Raw genomic sequence first — 24,161 nt, 5'->3', positions numbered from 1 at the left:
AAAACAAAAGTAATTTATAAGATAAAAAGATATATAATTGAACTAATATGACAAAAGGAATAATATGAGTATAGGTAAAGATGTAGAGCAAATGACGCAAGCGCATTTGAGAAATGTTCAGCAACTTGCAGTATTTTATACAGGTTCTGGAAGTGTCTACGCAATCAACATTGCAAAAATCAAAGCTTTTATTATCACTGAAGAGGTAACTATTACGGATACGCCAACCGATACAGACATAGTTGCTGGTATTGCTACTATTCGTGGGGAACCTGTTACTCTCATCAACTTAGATATTTGGTTGGGTAAAAAACCACCTGAATCTACAAAAGATTATAAACTGATTATTTACTGTGAATTCAACCATAAAAAAGTGGGATTCTTAATCAAAGATATGATTAATATTGTTGAAAAAACAACCGAAGAGTTACGAAACTCTGAAGAACAAAACTCTAAGATTACTTATACAACCTATGTAAAAGTCAACAACGAAGATAAACTTTGTACCGTATTTAATGCAGAACAACTCTTAAGAGACATTGGTTGGACAAGCAGTGGAGATGATGAAGTCAACAAATATGTGAATGAACCTATCCACACAGATAAGCTTGTTCTTGTAGCTGAAGACTCTGCAGTTGCACGAGAGATTGTTAAAAAATTCTTACAAAAAGTACAAGTACGATTTGAGATTTTCAACAACGGTCAAGAGCTTATTAACCGTCTGAATACTGTAGATCCAAATGAAGTGGGATTGATCATTACTGATATTGAAATGCCAGAAAAAGATGGGTATCAAGTAGCAACGTTTGTAAAAGACAGCAGTAAATTTGCCTCAATTCCAGTGATTGTAAACTCTTCGATGACAACCGATGCAGTTGTAGGTAAAATGAATGCCATTGGTGTTGACGGATTCATTGGAAAAACAGATATTCCAAGAATGTACGCCATGACGAAGAAGTTCTTAGAGAACTAAAAACTCGTATCATCAGGAGAACTTTCTCCTGATTATTCTATACTCTCCAACCACTTTTCAAATATTTCAATCTGACTTTTCGTCTGTTGGGAGGATGTACCTCCATAAGAGTTTCGTGCATTCATTGAGTTTCTTAAATTCAAGAACTCAACAACTTCTTCATCAATGTTTGCAATGTCCGTATGCGCACTTCTGATTTCATCAATATTGAGTTCACTCATATCTTTAGAAAGCTCATCTGCTTTGGAAACCACAGATTTAGTGATATAGTATGCCGTTCTAAATGGCATGTTTTGCTTTTGTACCAAATAATCTGCCAAATCCGTTGCACTTAAGTGCCCTATTTTACAAGCACTCTCCATGTTTTGGACATTGACTTTCATGGTTTTAATCACTTCATTTAAAATAGACAATGAAATCTCAATCGTTTTAACAGAATCAAAAACGCCCTCTTTATCTTCTTGCGTATCTTTGTTATAAGCCAATGGCAAACCCTTCATCACCGTAAGCAGTGACATCAAGTTTCCAAACGCTCGTCCTGTTTTTCCTCTTAAAAGTTCAGGAACGTCTGGGTTTTTCTTTTGAGGCATAATTGATGAAGTCGTAGCGTACTCATCGCTCATTTTAATGAATTGGAACTCATACGATGACCACAAAATTAACTCTTCTGAGATACGACTGATGTGCATCATTGCTGTACTGATATTAAACAAAATTTCCAATGCAAAGTCTCGATCACTTACGGTATCCAAAGCACTGATAGTTGGTTGTTCAAATCCCAACAGTTCACACGAAGCAAATCGGTCAATATTGTGTGGCGTACCAGCTAAAGCAGCACTTCCTAAGGGCGAATAGTTGTTTCGCTTATAAGAACTTTCAAATCGTTCGAAATCTCGTTTAAACATGTTGGCATAGGCCAACATATGATAGCCAAAGTTAATAGGTTGTGCGTGTTGCAAGTGAGTCATACCGGGAATCAAAGATTCAGTGTGTTGTGAAGCCACCTTAACAAAAGTTTCAACTATCTCTTTAAGTTGCGCCATGATAGTAATGTTTTTTTCTTTGACATAGAGTCTAAAGTCTGTTGCTACTTGGTCATTTCTGCTTCTTGCAGTGTGCAATCTTTTTCCTGCATCCCCAATGATTTCAGTCAAACGACTCTCTACTGCCATGTGAATATCTTCATCGGCAATTTTAAACTCAAATTGACCTGATTCTATCTCTGCTTTAACTTGCAACAGTCCTCTTTCAATATCTGCTTGGTCTTGTTGCGTTAAAATACCTTGAGCATACAACATTTTTGAGTGCGCGATGGAAGCTCGAATATCTTGATCATATAACTCTTTATCAAACATCACAGAGGCGTTAAACTCATCTAAAATCTGAGCGTTAGTGTTTTTTAAAATTTGTTCTTTATTCTGCGACATTAACTACTCTACCTCTATTTCATTGACAGCTTGTTTTATGATCTCAACGATTCGTTTTTTCGCTTCAAGTTCATCGTTTTCAGGTACATCCCATCCTGTGATACTCATATATTTATCTACAAGTGTAAGTACATCTGAATAGATGTCACCTTTGATTTGTTCGATCTCTTTATCCAATGCAGTCATAATAAGCCTTTCTCATAATTTGGCGTATTATAACATATTATTTATTTCTCTGGGTTTACTTGGGTAAATGCATCCATGGGATTGGTTTGAGCAATTTTTGAATACTTCTTTACTCCAGTGATACAATTGATGAGAAAAATACAATTGGAGACAATAAAAAGAAGTGCCGCAATAAATAAAAATACCTCATTTAAAAAAGGTGCCAATAAAAAGAAAAAAAGTGATGAGACATAAATAAAGAAATGCAGTTTTATCATATCTTCATGAATCATTTCACGCATAGTAGGAATCATCATATGCCCTTTTGAACTTAAATGAAACCAGCTTAAAAAAGGGATTATTTTATAAATCATACCTTGAAGCAGCGAAAAAAGAAATCCAAAACCAAACATGATGGCCAATAAAAAGTAAGAATCTTGTGGTACAAAAAGCCAGTTTAACATCGAAAACATAAAAAAGTACAATGCAAGTTTCCAATACCATAACGTTACATCAAAAACAGGTCGTTGTCGTTTATTCAAACTGTTCAGTGCATGCAAACAAAAAAGTACAAACACCAATGTAAAGAGCAATTTTAAAACATAAATATCTAAATCTAGAAGAAAAAACATCCCCAATGCAATCAATAAACCCACCACAAAAATAGGTGCTCTGTTTTGAATAAATTTAGGAAAATCCAAAGCCACATAAAACATCGGTATAACTTGAAAGGAAACACCCATAACAAGCAATACTGCAAATCCAAAAAGACCAAAGGCCAAGTGCAAATTTACCACATCATAATGAAAAGGTTCGATGTCGTTTGCGATATGCGCATACGCCAAATAAATTCCCAATGAGGAAGTCACTAATCCTGCGAAGGTAAAGAGTTTCATGGAATTAACTGTAGAAGTTAAAAATTTTACTTTAAACAACAAATAGGTTGCCGTGATAAAAAAAGTAAAAAAAGCAATCGCCAATAAAGTTGCACCTACATGCAAAAAAGATTTGATACCAAAGATAAAACTGCCTGAGAAAAGCAGTGTTCCCAGTGTCAATGAAGTATGTACGATATTGGCAAAAAGTTTGGGCTTTTTAATCACTGCACCTGCGAGCACAGGCATCATTTGTTGCATGGCGCCAAAAATTATCATGGTTAAAATGCCCAACGTAAACAGATGTATGACACCCACTGAAACAGCAGTGTAACGATTCATAATACTTTCAACGGGGAACATAAAAAAAACCAATCCAAGCAAAATACCAAATATGGGTGCCGTTAAAAAAAATCGAAACGGAACTGATATGGGTGGAGCTTGATCTAATGATAATCCTTGGTTAAACATTTTATCTCTCTAATGCCTTCATTTGTGAGACCACTTCACTTGCTTGTGGTCCAATGTGTGCATCTGCCATAGCATATAGCATCTGCTCCTCTTTCATGTTATGTTGTTGCATAATCATCATCAAAGATTCAGACAGACCAAAAAAGTGGTTTTTATTTTGAGTTTGTAGATCCTCTTTCATTTGTGATACCACACTTCTCATCTGGTCATGTTCCATTCTCATCATAGCCGTTGGCCCTGTGTTATGCATACCTGTTTTTTCTTCAAAAACAGGAAACATAATTTTCTCTTCCATATCAAAGTGATGAATCAAATCATCAACAAACGCATTAAAAGTTTTATTGGCTGCTTGCCAATCCTCTTTTGCAACGCTTTGTTCCATTACAGCAAATGCCTCATCACAACTTCGATGATCTTGAGTTAAAAATGAACTGATTGTATCTTGCATACACTCTCCTTATCAATATTTAAAAAAGTATACTGCAAAAAATTTTCTTTTTTCTAGATTTAAATCAATAAAAAAGGGAGAATTTTCAATTCTCCCTTTTGATGTTTAATCTTACTTAGATTGGTAAGATTCGAATGTTCTCATCCACTTTTTGTTTTAAGATAGACTCCATTGCGTAAAGTGTTCCTGTACTTCCAGAGGCACATCCATTACATGCACCTAAATATCGGATATAGACATCATAATGAGGAATATTCTCTTTGATATCAATGATTTCCATGTTACCACCATCCATGATTAACATTGGTCTCACGTCTGCATCAAGTACTTCATCAAGAGCTTTGATTCGTTGAACCATTGTCATTTTATCAAATGTAAGATTTCCAGCTTCACTTGCATCCGCTGCATTTTTAAGTTTGTCATGCTCCATTTCAGCACGAGTATTGGCTAAAATATCTACCAAATAGATATCTTTCTCTTCGTGTCCACCTGGTTTGATACATGATTTACAAAATGCACCTGCTTTAGTATAGTCTGTGATTTGTTCAACCGTTGTTAAGTCATTTAAGCGAATCACTTCTTGAATTGTTGAGAGTGAAACACGTGCACATTCACATACAATCTGTTCCGTCTCAAAGCTCTCCATATCGACACCTTTATATTGTGCCGCTGCTTTTTTAATTACATCGTATGCCATAACTGAACAGTGCATTTTTTGAGGTGGTACTGCTGGAACATCTGGATGATCTCTTAACGCATGTTCAACATCAATGTTGGTAATCTTAATAGCTTCGTCTACTGTTTTACCAATACAAAGTTCCGCCATAACATCTGAAGAGGCAATTGCTGTACCACATCCAAACGATTTGAATTTTGAGTCCACAATTTTGTCTGTTTTTTCATCAACGACCCAATAAAGTCTTACTGCATCCCCACACGATTCTGCACCAAAATCTGCAACAATCAATTTACCACCCGCTTTTGTAGCCATTTCTTCTGTAATTTCACCTTGATGAGTCGGTTCATCCATTCTTCTAATAACTTGATTTGAGTATTCATCCCAGATTGAACCGCTGATTAAATCACCTTTTGCCATATTTAAATCCTTTTCTCTTTCTTCTTATAATTCTGAAACATGATGTTTTGGAGTATACGCATATGAACTTGAAATTGTTCGTAATCGTTTCACTGCATTTTTAATCACTTCAATTGCATAATCTATTTGTTCTTCAGTTGTAAATCGACTTAAGCTGAATCGAACCCCTGTATGAGCCAATTCACTGTCACTACCAAATGCATTCATTACTGGGTTTGCTTCCAAGTCTTCACTTGCACACGCCGATCCCGTACTTGCACCGATTGTTTTTTGGTTCATATCCCAAAGCATAGATTCACCCTCTACCCCTCGAATAGAAATCAGTGTTGTGTTTGGTGTTCGGTTATCTTTTCCACCAATCACAACTGTTTCTGGCAGTTCTAAAATTGCATCTTCTAATTTATCTCTGAGTCGTTTTACTTCTGTGTTTTCAAACTCCAATGCTTCAGGTTTTGTTGCTAAGTGCATCGCAAGCCCCATACCAACCATAGAAGCTACATCTACTGTACCAGCTCTGTGTCCACCCATTTGTTCACCACCGTGTAACAATGGAGTCAATTCATATCCTTTTTGAACATACAAACCACCAACCCCTTTTGGTCCATGGAATTTGTGCGCTGAAAAAGAGAGATAGGTTACATTACACGCTTGTACATTCACAGGAACTTTTCCAATAGCTTGAGTCGCATCTGTGTGGAATGGAATACCCGCTTCCTTACAAACAGCTCCAATTTCAGCAATTGGAAAAATTTTACCTGTTTCATTGTTTGCCCACATAATTGAAACCAAAGCCGTGTCTTCTCGAATCGCGTCTTTAACTTGTTGAGCATCTAAAATACCCTCTTCATTAACAGTCAAATACGTTACACTCACTCCTTGTGTCTCTAAAAACTTACATACTGCAGTGATTGATGGGTGTTCTACTTCACTCGTGATGATATGATTTTTATTGCCATTTAAAATTTTATCAACCCATACACCTTTTATAACAGTGTTGTTACTCTCTGTTGCATTGGCTGTGATGATGATGTCATCTTCATCAGCAGCGTTGATACCTTCATACAAATAGTTTAAAGCTTCCACCATCTTTGGATGTGTGCCTGCACCAAACTTATGCAGAGAGTTTGGATTCCCATAAATGGTACAAAAAAATGGTTCCATCGCTTTAAAAACTTCTGGGTCCACCATTGTCGTTGCATTATTGTCTAAATATACTTCCATATTTTCATGTCCTATAATAAAGGTTTACGGCACCTTTAGTATTTTATTTTGAAATTGTACTTTAAATAGGATAAAAATTGTCTTAATTAATTTTGTTAATTAAAATTCAATTTTTGAAAACCTCATGTACAACCATTGACACAGCAAAAAAAGCCATAATCAATGCCGAGATAACTGCCACTTTTGAATAGAGCGTGTTTGAAATAAGATGTTTGGTCTTATGTATAAAATAAGGCATCACGGTTATCCAAACTAATATTGCAAAAAGCATTCCACACACTACTACAAGCGGATACCTGCTTTGTACACTAAAAGTTGACACACTGATCCAAAATATTATCGTATATGGACTTAAAAGTGTAAGCGCATACCCTTTAATATAGTGTTTAATCAAAGAGCCTTTGGTGTCTGTTTGAATACGTTTAATCGATCGATCCCTGTTTTTATAAATTAAATAAGCCATATAAAGTAGAAAAATGGCGCCCAAATAAGCCAACCATGCCAATACTGTTTCATTATTGATATAATAAGTCAATCCAAATAAAATAATTAATAAATATGTGGTGTCTGCACTCATCGCACCTACACCAACAGCCACACCATTTTTATAAAATTTCAAAGCTTCATTCATGATTAAAATATTAATGGGTCCCAATGGAACTGCCGCTCCAAAGCCCAAAACTACACCTTGCAAAAAATCTGTTATCATCTATTTACTCCTTATATATTATAATCTATCTCTGCTCAGTAATGGGTTAAATCATCTAGTTTTGTCACCTAATTTATATTTAATAATCTTTACGCCATAATAAAAATAACTAGGGAACTCTCCCGTTTAGGAGGTACTGTTTTGAAAAAAGCTGCTAAAAATAACCGAGGTGCACTCACTGTAGAAAAGTTTGATTTGCAAACATATATAAAGAAAAATAAGGCAACTGTGGTTCTTTTGGCAATTATTGTTGCATTTTTTTCATTGGCTATTTTTGCTCCTCATACATTCTCATTTGAAAAACAAAAAGCAGAGAACAGTGCATTTGGAGCGTATAAATATCCCGATAAAAACTCATTGAATTCATCCATGCCTACACGTGTTATTTGGCACGAACCTTTCTTTATGGATAAAAAGAAGTAAACCATTATGGAAGTTCTTTTTATCATTGCTCAATTTATTCTTGTTGCAATTTTTATTATATTGTCATATCAAACCATTAAATATGGGGTGACGATGTGGAAATTTAAAAAAAGAAAAAAAGATGGCAGTGAAGATAAAGATTTTAAATATTTTGATTAAATCGAGAGTTACAAAGGCCTAAGCCTTTGTAATTAGATTGTTCTCCATTTAGCTGGTCCTGTTGTGTGAATTGACTCACCTGAACTATCAACAGCAACGGTAACTGGCATGTCTTTCACTTCGAACTCATAGATTGCTTCCATTCCAAGCTCTTCAAATGCCAATGTTTTAGCTCCTTTGATTGATTGAGAAATCAAATAAGCTGCTCCACCTGTAGCAATAAGATAAATAGAACCATACTCTTTGATTAAATCAATGGTCGGTTGTTTTCTCTCTGCTTTACCAATCATACCCATGATTCCAATTTCCATCATGTCTTTGGTAAATTTGTCCATTCTTGTAGAAGTTGTTGGCCCTGCTGGTCCTACTACTTCATCTCGAACTGGATCAACTGGTCCAACATAATAAATAAATCTGTCTCTTAAGTCCACACCATTTGGCAGTGGTTTCCCTGCATTTTTGTACTCAACAATTTTTTTATGTGCGGCATCACGTGCTGTTAAGATTTTTCCAGATAAAAGAAGTGTATCCCCTGATTTGAATTGTGAAAGATTTTCATGTGTAATATCTTCAATATTGACTCGTTTGATGGTATCCATTGGCAGTTCAATATCTGGCCAAAGGTCTAAATCTGGTTTATTAAATACAGCTGGTCCACTTCCTTCAAGTTCAAAGTGAATGTGTCGTGTTGCTGCACAGTTTGGAATCATTGCAACTGGCAGTGATGCTGCGTGACAAGGGTAATCTAAAATTTTAACATCTAAAACCGTTGTTTGTCCTCCCAAACCTTGTGCACCAATACCAATTTTGTTGATGTCTTCATAGAGTCTGAGTCTTAACTCTTCAATGGCATTTTGAGCCCCTCTTGCTTTAAGTTCGTGAATATCAACATGACCCATTAATGCCTCTTTAGCTAAAAGCATAGATTTTTCTGGGTTTCCACCAATTCCAATACCTAAAATACCAGGAGGACACCACCCTGCACCCATGTTTCTAACGTTTTCCATAACCCAGTCATAGACTGAATCAGATGGGTTTAATACAGTAAATTTAGATTTGTTTTCACTTCCTCCACCTTTGGCTGCAACGGTGATATCAATTTTATCGCTGTTTGCATCAACTGAGTAGTGAATAACTGCCGGTGTGTTATTTTTTGTATTTGTTCTTGCCCCTGCTGGGTCTGCAACAACAGAGTATCGTAGTGTGTTATCTGGATCGGTATACCCTTTAGCAACACCTTCATTTAAAATTTCATCTAAATCTCTTGAAATATCAAGATCGGCTTTTAATCCCACTTTGATAAATATATTGACACTTCCTGTATCTTGACAAAGTGGTCGATGTCCCATTGCACACATTTTAGAGTTGATTAAAATTTGTCCAATTGCATTTTTTGCTGATTCACTTTGCTCTTTTTCATACGCCTCAACCATCCCTTTAACAAAATCTTCAGGATGATAAAATGAGATGTATTGACAGGCATCTGCGATACTGTCAATAATATCTTTTTCAGTAATTTTTCCCATATTTAAACCTTCTATTAAAAATTTGTAAAAATTATATCAAAATCTATATAAGGATACGAAGAAAAAAAGAGGCTCAAACAAGCCATAAAAAATAATAATGTGAATATAGAAGCCGTAAATGGTAGCATACGTGTTTGTTTGCATCTAAAAGTCAGATATAACAATTTTATTTTTCTGTTACAGATTGATACGTCCATTTTCACTCTTATACCAATATGTACAAGAAATGTACATATTGGTTTTAAGAGACCAGTTTTAGACCAACGATTGAGGCCACTAAGGTAAAAAGAAAAAAGAGTCTCCACAAATGTGCTGGTTCATTATAAAAAAATATCCCCACAATGATTGTTCCTGCTGCACCAATACCTGTCCAAACAGCATAGGCTGTTCCTACAGGAATAGTTTGTGTGGCTTTGGTTAGAAAATAGAAACTGAATACCGCAAAAAACAGAAAAACCAAAGAGGGCATTAACTTTGTAAAGCCTTCAGTGAGTTTAAGAGTTGAGGCAAAACCAATCTCTAAAACACCTGCTAATAATAAATATGTCCAACCTGACATCAATCGTTCTCCATGACCCTTTGCAGTGTTGCCACAGCTAAGAATTTATCATAATATGCACTGTAAAAATTCTGTTTGGCTTGACTGAGTAAAAAGTTAGCATCAATCAAATCAGAACTTTTAGAGACCCCTTGTTCAAAACGGTTGTTCACAATATCATAGTTGATTTTTGCTTGTTCCAATGCCACTTGAGCTGTTTCGTAATTCAGCTTAGCAACTTCTAACTCCTCTAAAGCTTGTTCATACTGCAACTGAATTTGAAGTTTTAACTTCTCCAATTGTGCATAGACTTGCTTCTTCTTCTTATGTGTTGCAATGACAGTATTGATATCTTTCCCACCAGAAAATAGATTCCACGAAGCAGTCACTTTAGCAATTTCCTGATTTTCAGGATATCCCTCTTTGCCATCAATATGTCGATCGTCCCCATACTCATAATAACCAAAAGAAGCATCGATGCTTGGTAAAAATGCTCCAGCATCTGAGTTCTCTTGCGCATTATAACTATCCATAAGCATCTTTAATGCCGCCACTTCACTTCGTTTATTGATAAAGTCCTCTTTTGTAGTGTTATATTGAAGCTCTTCATATTGAAGTTCTTCAAGTTTTTCATCCGTTTTCAATGCATTACTCAAAATATTATTCAAACTCAATCGTGCCACTTTAAGCTCTTTTTTTGCACGAATAACCTCTTGTTTGGCTTGAAGCATTTGTACTTCAACTTCCAATAAATCATTACGTGCAATCAATCCTTGGTCAAACTTATTACGTGCATCTTCATACTGTTTATTAAAGAGTTTTAACGCATCCTCTTTGGTCACTAAATTCTTTTGTTGCTTTAAAACCGTAATATACGCTTGTTTGGTTTGTAAAATAATATCTTGTTTGGTTGCTTCATAGGTATATTTTGATGACTTATAGACATAATTTGAACTCAGCAATGAAAAAATATCTGAAAATCCATTGAACAAATTATAAGATACGGTTGCACTTCCCACTGAGTCCTCTTTGCTTTGATTGACAATCGTTTCATCTCTTCTTTCAAAACTGTACGCCAAATCAACACTCGGTAAAAATGGAGCAAATGCTGCATTGTTATTGGCATTTTTCTCCTCTTTGACATACTGTTGCTCTTTAATATCATAGTTTTGATTCAATGCAATATCAATGCTCTGTTTCAAATCTATGGCATATGCATGCATACTTAATGCAATCATGGAAGCATAAACTGTCTGTTTTAACATTTAATTCTCCTTTATGCTTTGTTTAATGCTTTGGCATCAAACGTGTTGTTCTTATTTGCAACGCGTTGTTCCAATTTAATAAAGAACATCAACAATGCGGGCGTTACAAAAATTGTAAAGATGGTTGAAAAAGCCAATCCACCTGTAATAACAGAACCCAATCCGCGATAAAACTCACTTCCTGGACCTGGCACAAGCACCAATGGCAACATTCCAAAAATAGAGGTCAAGGAACTCATATAAATTGGACGAATTCTTGTTTTAGTTGCTTCTATGACTGCCTTTTTGTGCTCCATGTTTTCATTATGAATATAGTTCAAACTTTGATGCACAATTAAAATGGCATTGTTTACAACAATTCCCACTAAAATGATAAATCCTAACATGGTCAAAACATCCAAAGGCTGTTGCGCAATAAAAAGATTGGTCAGTCCAAGACCAATAAAACCACCCGCCGTTGCAAGAGGTACAGTAAACATAATGACAATTGGGTATAAAAAGTTTCCAAAGAGTGCTGCCATAAGTAAATAAACAATCAACAACGCCAAAATAAAGTTTCCTGAAAGCATGCCAATGGTTTCACTGAGTTTATCTGCAGTTCCTGAAATACCAATCTCAACACTGTCAGAAATCATACCTTTACTTTTCATGCCTTGAAGCATACCCCCTATAATTTTCATGGTTTCATCAATCGTCATTCCTTGTGGTGGTGTGATTTGAAGGGTGATGGTTCGCTTTCCGTTATAATGTCGAATCTCTGAAATACCTGTGGTATTTTCATAACTTGATAACACAGATACAGGTACCACTCTTGAATCACTCACCGCAATTTGAGCTTCCATGATATCTTGTGGTGTTTTTAAAAGGGTATCATCCCCTTTTAAAACAAGGTCGATTTTCTTTTTACCCTCTTCTTCAAATTCACCAATTTTTGCACCATCCATGAGTACATCAATGTTCACTCCAAACTCTCGTGAACTCATTCCCAATGCTTTAAGTGCATCTTGGTTAGGATGAATTCTCACTTCTGGATAAAGTAACTCGACAGAGGGTACGGGTCTTACTTGTCCACCTTTGAGTGTTTGCATTGTTGCTCCAAAAAGTTGAGCACCCGTATCGGCAATATCTTTAATACTCTCACCACTGATATCAATATCTACGGTGTTTCCTTCCCCAACACCATCTTCAAACACACCTGATTGAATCGATACCCCAAAAATAGAGGGCATAGAGTTAATAATAGGCTGAAACATGGGAATAAGCTCTTTGGCTCTGTCTTCATGCATTGAAGTTCCTCCAAAGAGGTTAAAATCGCCAAAAGAGACAAAAAACGCTCGATTAAGACCAGGGATTCCATCCACGTCTTTATTCACGTGAGGTTCAACCTGTTTCATTAAATATGCACCCATGTCATACCGCTCTTGATATGAAAGACCCGGAGGTGTAATCAAAATATTAAAAATCAAATTTTTATTTCCTTGTGGCAAATAGTCCAATTTAGGAAAAAGCACAAAAATCGTTCCTGCAGAAAAAAGAGCCAAAGAGACAATGGTGATAATTTTGGATTTGGTGTCTTTTAATGACCGCTCTACAATGGACATAATGAGTTCCACCATTTGGTGTCCAAAGTTGGCAATTTTTCCTGCATCTTTGGGCTCTTTCCCACTTATGCTTGCAAATTTTTTCCATAACATTGGTATGACCGCAATGGAAACAAACAAAGAAAAAGTAACAGCTGAAGTTACTGCAATGGCAATATCTTTAAAAAGTTGCCCCGCTTCATCTTCTAAAAATACAATGGGTAAAAATACCGCAATCGTGGTTGAAGCACTTGCAATAAGCGCACCCCACACTTCACTGGCACCTTTATACGCTGCTTCAGAAATCGAATCTCCATTTTTTCTGTGTCGGTCAATGTTTTCTAACACCACAATTGCACTGTCCACAAGCATTCCTACGGCAAAGGAGATTCCTGCTAAAGAAATCGTATTTAAACTTCGTCCCAATGCTTGTAAGATAATAAATGTACCAATGATTGAAATGGGAATGGCCACAGAGACAACTGCCGTTGGTGAAATTGAACGTAAAAAGGTGATTAATATGATCACAGCCAAAATACCACCAATAATGATATTTTGTTGTACCAAATCAACCGAACCGACAATATATGGTCGTTGATCATATATCCATTGAATTTCAAGCTGTTTCTCATTTAAAATACCACTGTTCAGCTCTTTTACTACTGTTTCTACTTCATTGGTTAAAGCCACAATATTGGCTTCACTGTTGGGTTGTACCCCTAAAAATATCCCATCTTGACCTAAAAACATGGCAACAGTACTTGGGGTTTCATAGCCAAAATTAACAGTCGCTACATCTTTAACCCGTACACGTTGTTCTCTATTAGAGACTAAAATAACCTCTTCAATATCTTTAATGGTTTTAAATTTATGCACCGTACGAATACGATAAGAACGTCGTTCTAGATTTTGTATCCCTGCAGAAATATCGACATTTTCACTTTGCAGTGTATTAATCACACTGTTAATGGTCAGATTATAAGCTGCAAGGGCATTGGCATCAAAAACGATTTGCATCTCTTGTTCTCGTCCACCTCCGCCCATGGTACCAGCAACACCATCTACACGTTTAATCACAGGTACAATTTCATCATCAAAGAATGTTTTATACTCATCAATATGTCGAGGGTTATCCTCTTTGGTTTGTAACATCATCCAAATAACTGGACTGGCCGTTGCTGTTTCAATGATGGGTTCTTCCGCATCATTGGGATAGGAACTGACCTCATTGAGTTTATTGGAGACATCTTGCAATGCCGCACGTAAATCTGTACCCAATTTAAATGTCAGAGTAATCTCACCTTGATTATCTTGCGAAGAAGATTCATACGTCACCAAGTTATTCAAACTTTTCAGTACATCTTCTTGTTCTTCAATGACTTCTCGTTCAATCTCGTATGGTGTTGCTCCTGGCCAAATTGTTGTGATTTTAATCTCAGGTTTGGTCACACTGGGAGTGAGTTGATATGGCAGTTTTGTTAATGCCAGTAAACCAAAAATCACTACAATTAAAACCGACACAATAATCGTGACAGGATTTTTAATTGAGAATTTAATTAAATCCATTGAATATCCTATTTGTTATTGATAATTGTTAATGGTGAATTGGGGAAAATTCTTTCATTCCCTTTTTTCACAACGGTTGCACCTTGCGTTAAACCTTCAGCAAGAATAGCAATATCTTTACCCAAATATCCCACTACTTTTACAGGCAACATGGCTGCTTGGGATTGCTCATTGACCAAGAAAATAACTTGTTGGTCAAATCGTTTAATCACGGCATCTCTCGGCACAATAAAAGCTTCCATTTTGCCTTGTTTTGCTAAAGAGACTTTCGCTTCTTGGCCATCATAGAAAAATCCATTGTTCAATTTCACTTGAAACTTTACAGGAAACGTTCGAGTGAGTCTGTCCCCACTTGGAATGGCTGCAAGCAGTCGCCCTTTTAATGTGGCATCCCCCACAACAATCTCATACTCTTGCTCCTTTTGTAAGCCTTGAACAATATTCAAAGGAGTGTTAAACGTCACTTCTGCCAGTGTTGGATTCACCATCTTAGCAACGGCCGTTCCAGCATTAACCCACTCCCCTAAATCGATCAATTTTTCAACAACCACACCATCATAAGGAGCTTTAATCGATTTTCTATTTTTTTGAATTTGAAGCTCTTTGAGTTGAGCCCTTAATGCTTTCACACTACTGGATGAAGCATCTGATTGAGTTAACGCATCATCATACTCTTTTTGTGTGATAGATTTACTCTCCAAAAGTTTTGCATAACGTGCAAAATCTTTTGAAGAGTTTTTCTCTTGACTCAACGCACTTGTAAGGTTGGCTTTTGCTGCATTGATTTGTGCATCCAATAAATCAGAATCAATCTGCACTAAGACCTCTCCTTTTTTCACTTCGTCCCCCACTTCAAAATTAATCGTTTTAACCACGCCCGCATTTTGTGCAGCCAGTGTTGAACTTTTATCAAATAACAGCGTACCTACAAATGTTTGCAGAGGATTTACTTCCCCTTTTTTTACCGTTGTTACTTCAACCAATGATTGAGCATACAGCGTTGAACTCAATAGTGCTATAAGTAAACCACTTCCAATTTTTTTTATCATTTCTCGTCCTTAATTAACTTCAATGCAAGTTTATTTGCAATTGGTGCAAAAATAAATACCAAAGGAAAAGCACATACAAACGCTTTTATAAATGCTTCCAACCAAATTTCAATAAAATGTTCAACAAATCCCATATTGATATAGGTAATAATGAAGCTCATAATAAAACTCATGAACATCGACATTATAAACGCAAACACAACTCTGTGTAACTTTTTAGGAATCATGTTTGACCTCAATAAGATTAAACAAAGTGTCAATAAAAGTGGTACAAACCGATTTTGCATCAAAATCTTTTTGGATCATTTTAGACAGAGCAACTCCTTTTTCAAAACAGATCAAGCCATTTACCATTGAAGCTGATTGAGGGATCAATTCCCCTTTATGAATACCTTCATCAATTAAAAATTTAAGTTGTTGCGTAAAAAATTCTCTGCATTTACTATTAAAATCTTTCATAATGTCATTGTTATCTGACAGCACTATAGAGAGGTAATCTTGATACCCTTTAAAATGTTGCATTGTCTCATCACTCTCATCAAGCACAAAGTGTAAAAAAATAAATATTTTTTCTCGAGTACTTTGTACTGTTTTAATGGTTTCTAAAAATGCTTTATGATGTTCTTCAATATGAATATTAATGATTTCAAAAATAATATCTTCTTTATTTTCAAAATATTCATACACCGTACCCTTTCCGATACCTGCTGTTTTTGCAACTTGTGAAACGGTGATTTTACGAATACCTTGATTAACTAAACTGATACAAGAGAGTGCTATTTCTCGTCTTCTCTCATCTTTATTTACTACTTTTGGTGCCACTAAAATCCTTTTCAACTATTCCTTGACCGACCGTCAGTCAATAAAAATTTTACTCATTTGTTCCTTAAATTATTATAAATATTGACCCATGGTCAATAAAAAGTTTTACGTATTTACAGATTGTTTAAAAAAAAGAAAAATGTGAGCACTTTTACATAGTGATAATACGTATCATCTTTTTATTAATAAAAAAGATGGTAACATTTTCATCATAATCTACTAGGGGAGTGAAGAATGACTACAAACTCTGACATTGGTAAACTATTACTGCGAATTTTACTTGGTGCTTTAATGCTGTTTCACGGCATTGCAAAAGTCAATCATGGTATTGCTTTTATTATGGGAAGAATTACCCAAGCCGGTCTACCAGAGTTTTTAGCGTATGGAGTATATGTCGGAGAAATCATTGCTCCAATTTTGTTAATCTTAGGATTAAAAACACGTTTTGCTGCCTTTATCGTTGCTGTTACCATGCTGTTTGCTATTTATTTAGTGCATGCCAATGATCTTCTAACATTGACACAAACAGGTGCGTGGGCCATAGAACTTCAAATGTTCTATTTAGGTACTGCTATTGTCATCATGTTCATGGGTGCAGGTCGAATTTCTTGGGATAAAGAGTAATCTTTATCCTTTTTGAGTTATGATGAGCAACTCAGCTGTAAATTAGCAAACTCTATAGGCGTTGGTTTCTTATAACGCTCAAACCCTTCATGCTCATCAAATGGATGTTGCGCGATGTGTAACAGATCATTGACCAATGAAAAATCTCCTTGTGTCGCTTTTTCTATGGCTTCTTGCAACATATAGTTTTTAATCACATACAAAGGATTGACCTTTTTCATACGTTGTTGTGCTTGCTTCAGAGTAATGTTTTCAGCCTCCAGTGCCTTTTTATAACTCTCAAACCAAATGGTCAAACTTTCACGAAAAACAGCATGGTCCACCACTTCAGATATTTGTTCAAAACTGCTTAAATGGGTCAATTTATAGAAAAAATAGTTGTAATCCATTTTCGCTTCTTGTAAAGCACCAATAAGCTCTTTAATCAAAGTTGAATAACTGTTGGAACTTTGTGTATCATCCAATCCCAGTCGCAGACTCATGCGATGCCAATACTCTTTTTTAAAGGTGAACATATAGGTATTTAAGTACTCCAAAAGTGCTTCATGATCACATATTTTTCCCAAAGAGTGTGCCAAAACTTCAAGGTTCCATCGACCAATGTAGGGTTGGTTGATATAGGAGTATCGTCCTTCTGCATCGGTGTGATTACAGATACACTCCAAATCAAAATAGTCCATAAAAGCAAAGGGACCATAATCAATCGTCAATCCAGCAATGCTCATGTTGTCTGTATTCATTACTCCATGCATGAAACCATACGTTTGCCACAGAGCCATCAGTTGTGCTGTTTTATCGGTCACTTCAAAAAAGAGTTTTTCATACTTTTTCTCTTCCTCTTTTAAGTGAGGATAGGTATGCTCAATCACATACTCAGCCAATTGAGTCAAATGCTCTTGGGCATCCTTTTGGCGAGCGAAGAACTCAAAACTTCCAAAACGTATCCATGAAGGTGACATACGCATAACAATGGCACCCGTTTCAACATCTTCATAACTTCTGTAAACTCGATGTTTTGAACCAATAAGTGCTAAAGCTCGCGTAGTAGGAATACCTAAAGCGTGCATCGCTTCACTCATAATATACTCTCGAATACTAGAACGCAACACAGCACGTCCATCGCCTTGTCGTGAGTAACGGGTCAGACCTGAACCTTTGGTTTGCAAATGCCAACCTTTGACGCGACCTAAGTTTATCGCTCGTCCATCACCCAACTGTGGCACAAAATAACCAAATTGATGCCCCGCATACGCCATGGCATAAGGTTGACAGTTCTCTAAAAGTCGCTCTCCATTAATAAACTCTACAAACTCTTTGGTGTCTCCTTCCGACTCATCTAAACCAATCTCATCAAAAGCGTGTTTGTTGTATGAAATAAGATGAGCGTGGTTCAAAGGTGTGGCTTGCAGTTGTTGATAAAACTTATCAGAGAAGTTAAAATAATCATTCTCTGCTTTTAATTCATGTAACTTCATAATATATCTTTGTTTTTCATGCATTATACACAGCAGAAATTAACCCATTTTAAGCTTATAAAGTTAATTTCATGATTTTATTTTTCTATTCGTATGACCTTATATAAGTCCTCTCTTCTGTCTTTTAAGTTGTTCACACTTCCAAAACTGTGCAACTCTTTTAAAAGCTCTAAGTCCACATCAGCAATAAGAATCATCTCGGTGTTTGGCGTTGATTCAGCTTTAATTCCATTGGCAGGGAAAGCAAAATCACACGGCGTAAAAACCGCACTTTGAGCATACTGTATATCCATATTTTGAACTTTTGGCAAATTCCCCACACATCCAGCAATGGCAACATAACACTCATTTTCAATGGCACGTGCTTGGGCACACAATTTGACTCGGGAGTAGCCATTTTGAGTATCGGTTAAAAAAGGTACAAACAGAATTTCCATCCCATCATTGGCCAACAATCGACTCAGTTCAGGAAACTCACTGTCATAACAAATAAGCACACCTATTTTTCCACAATCGGTATCATAGGTTTTAAGAATATTGGCCCCTTTCAATCCCCATACTTTTTGTTCATCAGGCGTGACATGCAGTTTGGCATACTTCTCTACTTCTCCATCTCGTTTACATAAAAACCCAACATTATATAGCTCTCCATCAATGAGTTCAGGCATACTTCCAGTAATAATATTGATGTTGTATTTAATGGCCAGTGCGGAGAACTCATTTTTAAAACGCTCCGTATAACTTGCCAACTCTCGAATCGCATCGGCTTCATCCATGTGGTTGTATGCAGCCATAAGTGGGGCATTAAAAAACTCTGGGAACAGGGCAAAGTCGCTTCGATAGTTTGAAACGGCATTAACAAAATATTCGGCTTGTTCAAGTACCTCATCAATGACTTTATAAGGTCGTACTTGCCATTGGATAAGTCCTAAACGTATGACCGTTTTTTGAGAAGTGGGGTTTTTATGTGGTTTGGTATAATAGATATTATTCCATGCCAATAAAACAGCAAATTCACAACTTTGTATGTCCCCTTCCAAATAGTTTTTAATGACTCGTTTCACATAAAAGTCATTTGAGAGTTGAAAGTTTAATACCGGGTCATGAATCTCTTTATCTTTTACTTTTTGAATATACTCTTTAGGCGACATCTCTTGGGCATAATTTCCATAATTTGGAATGCGTCCTCCAAAAATTATCCCTTTTAAGTTCAACTCTTCGCACAACTCTTTTCTAAAATCATACAAACGTCGTCCCAATCTTAAGCCTCGAAACTTTTTACTGATAAAAATATCAATACCATAAAGCATGTCTCCGTCATCATCATGTGTTTCAAATGTATAATCTGCTGTAATCTCCTTGTAAGAGTGTGTGTCTTCAAAATCACTGTAATTCACAATAATACACAAAGCAAATCCTGCAAACTCACCATCAATTTTAATCCCTACTTGCCCTTTGGGAAACTTATTGATTAAGGCGGAAAACTCTTCGTGTGTCCAAGAGGAATCATCTAAGTGTCGATACTCGTGATGCATCAGTTCACATATGCTTTGATGGTCTTCAACTTTTAAATACTCTAATTCAATTTTATCAATGTTTTTAATGTCCATTTATATGCCTTTACACGATTATTATCTTCATTTGTTATAATACAGCAAAAAGATAAAAAGGTAAATAATGGATTTAAAACTGGTTTCTTGGAACGTCAATGGTATTCGTGCGGTTGATAAGAAAGAGGCATTGAAATGGATTGATGAACACCAAATTGATATCTTAGCCCTACAAGAGATAAAGGCAGAAAAAGAGCAGATACCCAAGACTATTTTCAATAAAGAGTATGCGCACATTCAAGTCAACTCTTCAAGCAGAAAAGGACAATCTGGAACGGCACTGTTTACAGATATCACCCCCACATTTATAAGTGAAACACCCCATGTAGATATTTTAAATGAGGGACGAATCAACGAATTTCATTTTGAGAATATCGCGTTTTTTAATGTCTATTTCCCCAACGGTCAAAGCAAAGAAGAGCGTTTGGTCTATAAGTTAGAATTTTATGAAAGATTTTTAGAATATATTAACACTTTAAGAAAAGAAGGAAAGTCTATCATTGTGTGTGGGGATGTCAATACCGCTCATACCGAAATAGACCTCGCTCGCCCAAAAGCCAATGAAGAGACCTCTGGTTTTTTACCCATTGAAAGAGCTTGGATTGACAAACTTTTAGAGCACGGTTATGTGGACACATTTAGACACATCAATGGCAATGAACCCAATCACTACAGCTGGTGGAGTTATCGTGCGAATGCTCGAGCCAATAATGTGGGATGGAGAATTGATTACTTCTTTGTCAGTGATGACTTAAAAGACAGAATCAAAAATGCCTACATCATGCCCGATATTTTTGGAAGCGACCACTGCCCTGTTGCTTTAGAGATCGCACTTTAAAGCAACGTTGAAAGCAACAGTAACATACCTAAGATAAACATTACAACAGGTGAACCCATCTCTAAAATTCGTGTGATTTTATGAGATTGGTTGCTCAACTTATGAAGACTGACTCCCAAAAAAGAGGAGGCAAAAATCACCACCGCCATTCCCAAGCTGATAAACACAGCGGCTAAAATGACTGCCAGATAAGTTTTTAAAATAAAAGCATAAATAAATAGTATCACGGTACCTGCACAAGGAATCAAACCTGCTGTTAAGACAAAGTAGAGATCTCTTTTTTTATTCTCACCATGCGTATGTGAAGCACATGAACAACAACTGCAACTGTTTTTTTTATATTTAAGAACAAATATATACAAAGCCAATACCATAATCATCACAGCAGAAATATTGGTCAACCAAAAGAGTGCGTCACTTACAAAACGGTTTAAAAATGTATTCAAAATAAAATAGGACACCATCACCAATATAATCGCGCCCACAATATGCACAAAAGCAGTGCAAAGTGAAATGACAAAAGCTTTGAAATAGGACCTTTTATAGGCACTGAAATAAGCAAAAGTCAATGCCTTTCCATGTCCTGGTCCAATGGCATGGACCACCCCATAAATAAAAGAGATGAACATTAAAGTTATGAGTGCCCAGAGATCTCCTTGTTTCACTTTTTGAAGATTGGCTTTGACGATATTAGTAAAGTAGTCCAGATACGTTTGCGATGAAGCTGCTTGTTTTTGTTTCACTTTTTCATCACTGATTGTTGCTGCTGTTTGATTTTGTACAGCAGTACGTTGCGATATAGAGAAGAGTACGGCTTGTTTGCTTACTATCTGATTGATAGAACTTGTGTGTTCAAACCGTTGAGTATGAGGATCCATTATCAATAAAAAGTACTCTTCATCATCATTGACTTTTATAAATAAAACATAATCATTTAAGATGGGATAATTCACTTTTAATGAGTACGCAAACTGCAAGAGATTCTCTTTCATATAAAGATGGTGCGAAACCACTTTGAATGGGTCTGATTTTTCTTTGTTAATTATGTTGCCATACGAGATATGTGTTAAAAAAGATTTGGGTTGAATATAATCAATCAATGCTTGTTCGATAAGCTTCAACTCTTTTGCTTCAAGCATACCATTTAAGTTGCTGTCATATATCTCAATAAGTTGTTGAGTAAAAGGGTCTGAGAACTCCCAATTGAACTTTAAATTTTCAATAGTATTATCGGTTGAGACAACCTCCACACTCACTTTGGTTTCAGGAGAGTACATGTTACACAAAGCACACGCAAAGAGCATACTTTGTGTAAGAATAAAAGCAATAAAAAGTTTTAACATAAACTATTGATAGGATTTAACAATGGCTTGAGCCGTTTCAATCATACTGGTGTACCAACTTTCATTAAGCGGGTCTATTACAACCACATTGCCTTTGATGTTTTGAGCAATCACTTTTGCACTCTTTTGTGAAAATTGAGGAGCCACAAATACAATTTTTATCTCATGCTCTTTGGCCTCTTCAATGAGTTCAACCAATTGATTTGGTTTAGGCTCTTTTCCTTCAACTTCAACGGCAATTTGTTCCAAATCAAACCGTTGTGCGAAATATCCCCATGAAGGATGAAAGACCATAAATGCTTTGTGTTCTACAGGTTTTAAAACGTTTTTAAGTTCGCTGTAAAGTCGGTCCAACTCTTGAATAAAGTCTTCATAATTTTTTTGATAAAACGCACTGTTTTTTGCATCATATTTCACCAAGGCTTTATAGATATTTTTTGCTTGCACTTTGACCAAAATAGGATCCAACCACACATGTGGATCTAAACCACCATGTTCATGTGCATCATGATGTTCTTCTTCGTCTTCATGGTGTTCCTGATCATGATGCTCTTTCTCCTCTTCATGCGCATGTTCATCATGGTCATGCCCTTCATGAGCATCCTCTTCATGAGCATCCTCTTCATGGTGAGTATGCTTTGGCATGGTTCGTTTTTGAATCCCTTTTGCAGTATCAATGACTACAAGTGAACTGTTTGCCGATTTAAATCGCTCTAACCAGACTTGTTCAAACGGCACACCAATTGAAAAGTAAAGTGTGGAAGAAGCCAATTTTTTCATTTGTGAAGTTTTGGGTTCATATGTAGCAGGTGAAAAACCTTTTTTTACCATCACATTGACTTTGACTTTGTCTTGTGCAATTTTCTCTATAAAATATTTCTGTGGAAGAATACTTGTGGTTACTTCAAGGGCATGCAGTGAGATGAAACTCAACATTAATAAAACAATAACTGAAATTTTTTTCATATTTACTCCTTGCAACTATGTTGCATTATAATATTGAATCATAATCCTTTTCCCCTTTAACGCAACTTAGTTGCAATTAAACAATCTTTGGTTATACTTTTTTCATGGAAGCACTACAAGAACTCATTGATAACAGCAATTTAAAAATGACCACCGCTCGTGTTGCCATTTTGGAACTGCTCACACAAGCGAATCGACCTTTATGTTATGAAGACATAAAAGCCAAACTGAAAATGGACAAAGCGACTTTTTATAGAAATATTTTAAAGTTTGAAGAGGAGAGTATCATCAACTCTTTTGAATCCAATGATAAAAAAAGATACTACGAAATGCATAAAACACCTCATGCTCACTTTATTTGTTCTTCATGTTCTAAAATAGAGTGCATTAAAGAGCAAAACATTCAACTGCCTGGATATACCGTTGAAAATATTATTATAAAAGGTATTTGTCCTGCTTGTAGAAATTAACACTTACTTAACACAAGAGAAGTATAATCAACCAAATAAAACTCTAAGGATATCCCTATGAAAAAAACTGTTTTTAGTTTATTGTTAGCAACCGCTTCACTTTTTGCTTCTGGCATTGAAATTGATGATGCTTATGTAAGAGCAACTCCACCCAACCTTCCAAACTCTGCTGCGTTTATGAAAATTGAAAATGACACAAAACAAGATGTGGCACTTTTATGGGCAAAATCAGATGCAGCCAATGTTGTAGAGTTGCATACACATGATATGAAAGATGGTGTCATGAAAATGTACCAAGTACCACAAATTGATATCAAAGCAGATTCAGAAACACTTCTTCAACCAGGTGGTTATCACATCATGCTTATTGATTTAAAACAAAAACCATTAAAAGAGGGAGATAAAGTAACATTGACTCTTGGCTTCTCAAATGGCGATGAAAAAACCATCACTGTTCCAGTTAAAACAGTTATGAATGGCATGATGAATCACAAAAATATGTCTCATGGAAATATGAAATAA

The 24,161-nt window shown here is 36.0% G+C and carries 25 protein-coding genes; 7 read left to right on the top strand and 18 right to left on the bottom strand.

Annotated features, from left to right (window positions below):
* The first annotated feature begins 64 nt into the window (after window positions 1-64).
* Window positions 65-973 (top strand): chemotaxis protein CheV, encoded by a 909-nt coding sequence (locus tag CRV04_RS00955; RefSeq protein WP_128994745.1) that lies wholly within the window; start codon window positions 65-67, stop codon window positions 971-973.
* A gap of 32 nt (window positions 974-1,005) precedes the next feature.
* Here the strand turns inward: CRV04_RS00955 and argH are convergent, their stop codons facing one another.
* From argH to CRV04_RS00920, 7 genes are all read right to left on the bottom strand, one after another.
* Complete coding sequence (argH, locus tag CRV04_RS00950; RefSeq protein WP_128994744.1) at window positions 1,006-2,400, bottom strand: argininosuccinate lyase; 1,395 nt, start codon at window positions 2,398-2,400, stop codon at window positions 1,006-1,008.
* A gap of 3 nt (window positions 2,401-2,403) precedes the next feature.
* Entirely contained in the window at window positions 2,404-2,586 is a 183-nt protein-coding gene (locus CRV04_RS00945) for a hypothetical protein (protein WP_128994743.1), read from the bottom strand.
* A 41-nt stretch (window positions 2,587-2,627) separates the two neighbouring features.
* The gene (locus CRV04_RS00940) at window positions 2,628-3,911 is read right to left on the bottom strand and encodes a hypothetical protein (RefSeq protein WP_128994742.1); all 1,284 of its coding nucleotides are present in this window, start codon (window positions 3,909-3,911) and stop codon (window positions 2,628-2,630) included.
* A 1-nt stretch (window position 3,912) separates the two neighbouring features.
* Window positions 3,913-4,359 carry a hemerythrin domain-containing protein gene (locus CRV04_RS00935; protein WP_128994741.1) on the bottom strand — a complete coding sequence of 149 codons (447 nt, stop codon included), beginning with the start codon at window positions 4,357-4,359 and terminating at the stop codon, window positions 3,913-3,915.
* A gap of 115 nt (window positions 4,360-4,474) precedes the next feature.
* A complete protein-coding gene (locus CRV04_RS00930; RefSeq protein ID WP_128994740.1) occupies window positions 4,475-5,455 on the bottom strand; it encodes an iron-sulfur cluster assembly scaffold protein in 981 nt (326 codons plus the stop codon).
* A 24-nt stretch (window positions 5,456-5,479) separates the two neighbouring features.
* Window positions 5,480-6,676, bottom strand: coding sequence for a NifS family cysteine desulfurase (locus CRV04_RS00925; RefSeq protein WP_128994739.1), 1,197 nt, complete (start codon window positions 6,674-6,676; stop codon window positions 5,480-5,482).
* A 106-nt stretch (window positions 6,677-6,782) separates the two neighbouring features.
* The gene (locus tag CRV04_RS00920) at window positions 6,783-7,385 is read right to left on the bottom strand and encodes a LysE family translocator (RefSeq protein WP_128994738.1); all 603 of its coding nucleotides are present in this window, start codon (window positions 7,383-7,385) and stop codon (window positions 6,783-6,785) included.
* Window positions 7,386-7,526: 141 nt separating this feature from the next.
* Here CRV04_RS00920 and CRV04_RS00915 point away from each other — a divergent pair, with 141 nt between their 5' ends.
* Both CRV04_RS00915 and CRV04_RS12810 read left to right on the top strand, forming a co-directional pair.
* Complete coding sequence (locus CRV04_RS00915) at window positions 7,527-7,808, top strand: hypothetical protein (RefSeq protein ID WP_164969087.1); 282 nt, start codon at window positions 7,527-7,529, stop codon at window positions 7,806-7,808.
* A 6-nt stretch (window positions 7,809-7,814) separates the two neighbouring features.
* Complete coding sequence (locus CRV04_RS12810) at window positions 7,815-7,967, top strand: hypothetical protein (protein WP_164969086.1); 153 nt, start codon at window positions 7,815-7,817, stop codon at window positions 7,965-7,967.
* 32 nt (window positions 7,968-7,999) lie between these two features.
* Here the strand turns inward: CRV04_RS12810 and CRV04_RS00910 are convergent, their stop codons facing one another.
* From CRV04_RS00910 to CRV04_RS00880, 7 genes are all read right to left on the bottom strand, one after another.
* A complete protein-coding gene (locus CRV04_RS00910; protein ID WP_128994736.1) occupies window positions 8,000-9,493 on the bottom strand; it encodes a fumarate hydratase in 1,494 nt (497 codons plus the stop codon).
* A 241-nt stretch (window positions 9,494-9,734) separates the two neighbouring features.
* On the bottom strand, window positions 9,735-10,052 hold the full coding sequence (locus CRV04_RS00905; RefSeq protein WP_128994735.1) for a DMT family transporter: 318 nt from the start codon (window positions 10,050-10,052) through the stop codon (window positions 9,735-9,737).
* The gene (locus tag CRV04_RS00900) at window positions 10,052-11,296 is read right to left on the bottom strand and encodes a TolC family protein (protein ID WP_128994734.1); all 1,245 of its coding nucleotides are present in this window, start codon (window positions 11,294-11,296) and stop codon (window positions 10,052-10,054) included. Before CRV04_RS00900 ends, CRV04_RS00905 begins: the two co-directional genes overlap by 1 nt.
* 11 nt (window positions 11,297-11,307) lie before the next feature.
* Window positions 11,308-14,442: an efflux RND transporter permease subunit gene (locus CRV04_RS00895; RefSeq protein WP_128994733.1), complete on the bottom strand. Its 3,135-nt coding sequence runs from the start codon at window positions 14,440-14,442 to the stop codon at window positions 11,308-11,310.
* An 8-nt stretch (window positions 14,443-14,450) separates the two neighbouring features.
* Entirely contained in the window at window positions 14,451-15,491 is a 1,041-nt protein-coding gene (locus tag CRV04_RS00890) for an efflux RND transporter periplasmic adaptor subunit (protein ID WP_128994732.1), read from the bottom strand.
* Window positions 15,488-15,718, bottom strand: a complete 231-nt coding sequence (locus tag CRV04_RS00885; protein ID WP_128994731.1) for a DUF2798 domain-containing protein — start codon at window positions 15,716-15,718, stop codon at window positions 15,488-15,490. Before CRV04_RS00885 ends, CRV04_RS00890 begins: the two co-directional genes overlap by 4 nt.
* The gene (locus tag CRV04_RS00880; RefSeq protein WP_164969085.1) at window positions 15,708-16,313 is read right to left on the bottom strand and encodes a TetR/AcrR family transcriptional regulator; all 606 of its coding nucleotides are present in this window, start codon (window positions 16,311-16,313) and stop codon (window positions 15,708-15,710) included. The genes CRV04_RS00885 and CRV04_RS00880 overlap by 11 nt, the downstream gene beginning before the upstream one ends.
* A gap of 234 nt (window positions 16,314-16,547) precedes the next feature.
* Between CRV04_RS00880 and CRV04_RS00875 the strand changes: the two genes are divergently transcribed.
* On the top strand, window positions 16,548-16,937 hold the full coding sequence (locus tag CRV04_RS00875; RefSeq protein WP_128994729.1) for a DoxX family protein: 390 nt from the start codon (window positions 16,548-16,550) through the stop codon (window positions 16,935-16,937).
* Window positions 16,938-16,954: 17 nt separating this feature from the next.
* Here the strand turns inward: CRV04_RS00875 and CRV04_RS00870 are convergent, their stop codons facing one another.
* Both CRV04_RS00870 and CRV04_RS00865 read right to left on the bottom strand, forming a co-directional pair.
* Complete coding sequence (locus CRV04_RS00870) at window positions 16,955-18,412, bottom strand: protein adenylyltransferase SelO (RefSeq protein WP_128994728.1); 1,458 nt, start codon at window positions 18,410-18,412, stop codon at window positions 16,955-16,957.
* A 77-nt stretch (window positions 18,413-18,489) separates the two neighbouring features.
* On the bottom strand, window positions 18,490-20,022 hold the full coding sequence (locus CRV04_RS00865; RefSeq protein WP_128994727.1) for a carbon-nitrogen hydrolase family protein: 1,533 nt from the start codon (window positions 20,020-20,022) through the stop codon (window positions 18,490-18,492).
* A gap of 67 nt (window positions 20,023-20,089) precedes the next feature.
* Between CRV04_RS00865 and CRV04_RS00860 the strand changes: the two genes are divergently transcribed.
* The gene (locus tag CRV04_RS00860) at window positions 20,090-20,860 is read left to right on the top strand and encodes an exodeoxyribonuclease III (RefSeq protein ID WP_128994726.1); all 771 of its coding nucleotides are present in this window, start codon (window positions 20,090-20,092) and stop codon (window positions 20,858-20,860) included.
* Here CRV04_RS00860 and CRV04_RS00855 read toward each other — a convergent pair.
* The gene (locus CRV04_RS00855) at window positions 20,857-22,203 is read right to left on the bottom strand and encodes a nickel/cobalt transporter (RefSeq protein ID WP_128994725.1); all 1,347 of its coding nucleotides are present in this window, start codon (window positions 22,201-22,203) and stop codon (window positions 20,857-20,859) included. The two genes, CRV04_RS00860 and CRV04_RS00855, sit on opposite strands and share 4 nt — an antisense overlap.
* 3 nt (window positions 22,204-22,206) lie before the next feature.
* The gene (locus CRV04_RS00850) at window positions 22,207-23,169 is read right to left on the bottom strand and encodes a metal ABC transporter solute-binding protein, Zn/Mn family (RefSeq protein ID WP_128994724.1); all 963 of its coding nucleotides are present in this window, start codon (window positions 23,167-23,169) and stop codon (window positions 22,207-22,209) included.
* A 104-nt stretch (window positions 23,170-23,273) separates the two neighbouring features.
* Between CRV04_RS00850 and CRV04_RS00845 the strand changes: the two genes are divergently transcribed.
* Together CRV04_RS00845 and CRV04_RS00840 are read left to right on the top strand one after the other, a co-directional pair.
* Complete coding sequence (locus CRV04_RS00845) at window positions 23,274-23,639, top strand: Fur family transcriptional regulator (protein WP_128994723.1); 366 nt, start codon at window positions 23,274-23,276, stop codon at window positions 23,637-23,639.
* A 57-nt stretch (window positions 23,640-23,696) separates the two neighbouring features.
* Window positions 23,697-24,161 carry a copper chaperone PCu(A)C gene (locus CRV04_RS00840; RefSeq protein ID WP_128994722.1) on the top strand — a complete coding sequence of 155 codons (465 nt, stop codon included), beginning with the start codon at window positions 23,697-23,699 and terminating at the stop codon, window positions 24,159-24,161.

The organism is Candidatus Marinarcus aquaticus, assembly GCF_004116335.1.
In the GTDB taxonomy this organism is placed as follows: domain Bacteria; phylum Campylobacterota; class Campylobacteria; order Campylobacterales; family Arcobacteraceae; genus Marinarcus; species Marinarcus aquaticus.
This window is presented reverse-complemented; position numbering and strand designations above follow the sequence as displayed.